Origin of the sequence: Citrobacter sp. Colony219, from assembly GCF_019382635.1 — a bacterium.
GTDB lineage: Bacteria > Pseudomonadota > Gammaproteobacteria > Enterobacterales > Enterobacteriaceae > Citrobacter > Citrobacter youngae.
In genome coordinates, this window is record NZ_CP080033.1 from 1,498,837 (window position 1) to 1,503,785 (window position 4,949).

At 54.2% G+C, this 4,949-nt stretch carries 5 protein-coding genes; 4 read left to right on the forward strand and 1 reads right to left on the reverse strand.

Annotation, left to right across the window (positions count from 1 at the left end):
- The coding region (gene cof / locus JTI85_RS21300) for an HMP-PP phosphatase (protein ID WP_255575455.1) at nucleotides 1-522 on the forward strand (522 nt) is incomplete at its 5' end.
- A gap of 50 nt (nucleotides 523-572) precedes the next feature.
- On the opposite strand, the gene JTI85_RS06405 is transcribed toward cof, so the two are convergent.
- Complete coding sequence (locus JTI85_RS06405) at nucleotides 573-1,628, reverse strand: PLP-dependent cysteine synthase family protein (RefSeq protein ID WP_086523606.1); 1,056 nt, start codon at nucleotides 1,626-1,628, stop codon at nucleotides 573-575.
- 112 nt (nucleotides 1,629-1,740) lie between these two features.
- On the opposite strand from JTI85_RS06405, the gene decR reads away from it, so the two are divergent.
- The 3 genes from decR to JTI85_RS21305 all read left to right on the forward strand — a co-directional run.
- The gene (decR, locus tag JTI85_RS06410) at nucleotides 1,741-2,199 is read left to right on the forward strand and encodes a DNA-binding transcriptional regulator DecR (protein WP_167469992.1); all 459 of its coding nucleotides are present in this window, start codon (nucleotides 1,741-1,743) and stop codon (nucleotides 2,197-2,199) included.
- Nucleotides 2,200-2,243: 44 nt separating this feature from the next.
- On the forward strand, nucleotides 2,244-4,016 hold the full coding sequence (locus tag JTI85_RS06415) for a SmdA family multidrug ABC transporter permease/ATP-binding protein (RefSeq protein WP_219352283.1): 1,773 nt from the start codon (nucleotides 2,244-2,246) through the stop codon (nucleotides 4,014-4,016).
- A partial coding sequence (locus JTI85_RS21305) for an ABC transporter transmembrane domain-containing protein (protein WP_255575463.1) occupies nucleotides 4,009-4,949 on the forward strand: 941 nt, incomplete at its 3' end. The genes JTI85_RS06415 and JTI85_RS21305, both read left to right, overlap by 8 nt.

Below are 4,949 nucleotides of genomic sequence, written 5' to 3' on the forward strand. Positions count from 1 at the left end.
GGCAGCATGCATGTCTTTAATGACAACGGCTGGTTCACCGGGCAAGAGATTCCATCACTGTTGCAGGCGCATGTGTACAGCGGATTTCGCTACCAGATCGTCGATGTGAAACGTATTCCGGCTCATCAGGTAACGAAGGTCTGTTTTTGCGGCGATCATGAGTCGCTGATCCAGTTGCGCATTCAGTTGAATGACGCACTGGGCGAACAGGCGAATCTCTGTTTTTCTGCGGTTGATTGCCTTGAGGTACTACCGCTGGGCTGTAACAAAGGCTCTGCGCTGGCGGTACTAAGCGAGCACTTGGGTTATTCCATGGCTGACTGCATGGCATTTGGCGATGCCATGAACGATCGCGAAATGTTAGGTAGCGTTGGGCGCGGCCTGATTATGGGTAACGCAATGCCGCAACTGATGGCTGAACTGCCGCATTTATCGGTGATTGGGCATTGCCGCAATCAGGCTGTATCTCACTTTTTGACGCATTGGCTGGACAATCCGCATCTACCTTATTCCCCCGAATGAGAGATCCCTTCCAGCAAGCCAGACTTCGCGTCTGGCTTTTTTTTGTCTGCTCAGTGTGTATTCAGCAACTGGGCAAGTTCCGCTTTCCACGGCGTTAAATCGCCTATGTGCGCGTCAACCCATTGCGGGTTGTAGTAGGTTTCCAGATAGCGTTCGCCGCTGTCGCACAGCAGCGTCACCAGCGACCCCGTTTCTCCGGCGTCGCGCATACGGGCGGCAAGTTGTAACGTCCCCCACATGTTGGTTCCGGTTGAGGCGCCCACTTTACGACCCAACTGCGTTTCCAGCCAGTGCGCGGTGGCAACGCTTGCGGCATCCGGCACACGCAGCATTTCATCAACTACGTCAGGAATGAAGGACGGTTCGACACGCGGACGGCCGATGCCTTCAATTTTGCTGCCGACCGGGCTGCGCAATGTCGCATCGCGATCCTGCCAGAAGGGCAGAAAAACCGAATTCTCCGGATCCACTACCATCAGACGAGTGTCGTAGCCCTGACAGCGAATATAGCGACCAATGGTTGCGGAGGTGCCGCCGGTTCCGGCGCTCATCACGATATGGCGAGGCACGGGGTTGGGTTCACACTGCATCTGGCGGAAGATACTGTCGGCAATATTGTTGTTACCACGCCAGTCGGTGGCGCGTTCAGCATAGGTGAACTGGTCCATATAATGCCCGTTCAGTTCACGTGCCAGCTGCTCAGAAGCCGCATAAATTTCGCAGGCGCTTTCCACGAAGTGGCAGCGGCCGCCATAAAATTCAATTTGTTCAATTTTGCGTTTTGCCGTACAGGAAGGCATGACAGCAATAAACGGCAGCCCTAACAGTCGAGCGAAATAAGCCTCAGATACCGCCGTTGAACCGGACGATGATTCAATGATGGTGGTGCCTTCTTTGATCCAGCCATTACACAGTCCGTAGAGAAACAGTGAACGTGCCAGGCGATGTTTCAGGCTACCGGTTGGATGCGTGCTCTCATCTTTCAAATAGAGCTGAATACCCGGAAACGCCGGAAGCGACAGGCGAATAAGATGCGTATCGGCAGAACGCTGGTAATCCGCATTAATTTCATTGATGGCGTTTTTAACCCAGGAGCTATTCATCATTAATATCCATTTGTCATTTTGTGCCCAGAATAGCGAAAAGCACGGAAAAAATTGTTGCCATTTAGCCTTTAAAATAGAATGTAAGGAGAAAATTCTTCTCTGTGGAGTGGATATGTTAGACAAAATTGACCGTAAGCTGCTTGGCCTACTGCAACAAGACTGCACCCTTTCTTTGCAGGCGTTAGCCGATGCCGTTAATCTGACGACCACCCCCTGCTGGAAACGGCTCAAGCGGCTTGAGGATGACGGCATTCTGCTGGGCAAGGTTGCTCTGCTGGATCCGGAAAAACTGGGGCTGGGTTTAACCGCGTTTGTGCTGATTAAAACCCAGCATCATAGCAGCGAGTGGTACTGCCGCTTTGTCACTGAAGTGACCGGAATGCCCGAGGTTCTGGGGTTCTGGCGTATGGCAGGGGAGTATGATTACCTGATGCGAGTGCAGGTCGCTGATATGAAAAGCTACGATGAATTTTATAAGCGCCTGGTGAACAGCGTACCGGGCCTGTCTGACGTCACCTCCAGCTTTGCCATGGAACAGATTAAATACACAACTGCTCTCCCTATTGAATAATTCTCCCGGCGCTTATTGCCGGAAATTTTGTCAGGACATAACGCGTGCGATTATTTGCTCAATTAAGCTGGTACTTCCGCCGGGAGTGGCGTCGCTACCTCGGGGCGGTGGCCTTGCTTATCATCATCGCTATTCTTCAGCTTATCCCGCCAAAAGTGGTCGGTATCATCGTGGACGGCGTGACGACACAGCGGTTCACCACCGAGAGACTGCTGATGTGGGTTGGCACGATTGCCCTGATTGCGGTGGTTGTCTATTTGTTGCGCTATGTCTGGCGCGTACTTTTGTTCGGCGCATCCTACCAACTGGCAGTTGAACTACGCGAAGACTATTACCGCCAGTTGAGCCGCCAGCATCCTGAATTTTATCTGCGTCATCGCACCGGCGATCTGATGGCGCGTGCAACTAACGATGTTGATCGGGTGGTGTTTGCGGCTGGCGAAGGTGTATTGACGCTGGTGGACTCGCTGGTCATGGGGTGCGCGGTGTTGATCGTGATGTCTACGCAAATCAGTTGGGAGCTGACGCTTATCGCGCTACTCCCAATGCCGGTGATGGCGATAATGATCAAACGTTACGGTGATCGACTCCATAACCGCTTTAAGGTTGCGCAAGCAGCGTTCTCCAGCCTTAACGATCGTACTCAGGAAAGCCTGACCAGTATCCGTATGATTAAGGCTTTTGGTCTGGAAGACCGACAGTCGGCGCTATTTGCCGCAGATGCTAAAGATACCGGCAAGAAAAACTTACGGGTCGCCCGCATTGACGCCCGTTTTGACCCCACGATTTATATCGCCATTGGTATGGCTAACCTGCTGGCTATCGCCGGGGGAAGCTGGATGGTGGTTCATGGCTCTCTGACCCTTGGTCAGTTAACCAGTTTTATGATGTATCTCGGGCTGATGATTTGGCCGATGCTGGCGCTGGCATGGATGTTTAACATTGTTGAGCGAGGCAGCGCCGCGTATAGCCGTATTCGCGCCATGCTGGCTGAAGCGCCGGTAGTGGATGACGGCACAGAACCCGTGCCGGAAGGACGCGGCGAGCTGGCGGTGGCAATTCGCGAATTTCGCTACCCGCAAACGGCTCATCCGGTGCTGGAGAATGTGAATTTCCAGCTTAAGCCAGGGCAGATGCTGGGTATTTGTGGCCCGACCGGCGCGGGTAAAAGTACGGTGTTGTCGCTGATCCAGCGTCATTTTGATATCACTGAGGGCGATGTACGCTTTCATGATATCCCGTTAACTCGCTTGCAACTTGATAGCTGGCGTAGCCGTCTGGCAGTGGTCAGCCAGACACCTTTCTTGTTCTCGGATACGGTCGCCAACAACATAGCGCTTGGACGCCCACAGGCCACACAGGAAGAGATCGAACATGTTGCACGTCTGGCCAGCGTGCATGAGGATATTTTACGTCTTCCGCAAGGCTATGACACCGAAGTGGGTGAACGCGGGGTGATGCTGTCCGGTGGACAAAAACAGCGTATTTCTATCGCTCGTGCGCTGCTGCTGAATGCTGAAATCCTGATTCTTGACGATGCGTTATCGGCGGTGGATGGTCGTACTGAACATCGAATCCTGCATAACCTGCGCCAGTGGGGAGAAGGCAGAACCGTGATAATCAGCGCTCACCGTTTATCTGCGCTGACAGAAGCCAATGAAATTATCGTGATGCAGCATGGGCATATTGCCCAGCGTGGCGAACACGATGCGCTGGTGCAGCAACCCGGCTGGTATCGTGATATGTACCGTTATCAGCAACTGGAAGCGGCGCTGTCTGATGCGCCAGAAGTAAACGAGGAGGCGGCTAATGCGTAGTTTTGGGCAGCTATGGCCGACCCTGAAAAGACTGCTGGCGTACGGCTCTCCGTGGCGAAAACAGCTGGCAATTGCGGTGGTCATGCTATGGGTGGCGGCAGCGGCGGAGGTGAGTGGTCCGCTGCTCATCAGCTATTTTATCGACAACATGGTGGCGAAAAACAATCTGCCGCTGGCGATGGTAGCTGGGCTGGTGGCGGCATATGTCGGTCTGCAACTGTTGGCGGCGGGCCTGCATTACGCGCAGTCATTACTCTTTAACCAGGCGGCGGTTGGCGTGGTGCAGCAGTTACGTACCGATGTGATGGATGCCGCGCTACGCCAGCCGCTCAGTGCTTTCGATACTCAGCCCGTCGGTCAGCTTATCTCACGTGTGACCAATGACACCGAAGTTATTCGCGACCTGTACGTGACGGTGGTCGCAACGGTCCTGCGCAGCGCGGCCTTAATCGGTGCCATGCTGGTGGCGATGTTCAGCCTCGAGTGGCGTATGGCGCTGGTGGCGATGGCCATTTTCCCGGCGGTGATGGTGGTGATGGTGATTTATCAACGCTACAGCACCCCGATTGTGCGTCGGGTGCGCGCTTATCTGGCGGATATTAACGATGGCTTTAACGAAGTCATCAACGGCATGAGCGTTATCCAGCAGTTCCGCCAGCAGGCGCGATTTGGCGAGAGAATGGGGGAGGCCAGCCGCTCGCACTATATGGCGCGTATGCAAACCCTGCGACTGGATGGCTTTTTGCTGCGCCCGCTGCTGAGCCTTTTCTCGGCGCTGATCCTCTGCGGTTTGCTGATGCTGTTTAGCTTTACCTCTGGCAGCTCCATTGAGGTTGGCGTGCTGTACGCGTTTATCAGCTACCTCGGCCGTTTGAACGAGCCGCTGATCGAGCTGACCACCCAGCAATCAATGCTGCAACAGGCGGTGGTCGC

What these genes read in the sequence shown, in the direction of transcription:
- decR (WP_167469992.1), top strand. Translation starts at nt 1,741, where the DNA reads ATGTTAGACAAAATTGACCGTAAGCTGCTTGGCCTACTGCAACAAGAC.
- JTI85_RS06405 (WP_086523606.1), bottom strand. Translation starts at nt 1,628, where the DNA reads ATGATGAATAGCTCCTGGGTTAAAAACGCCATCAATGAAATTAATGCG.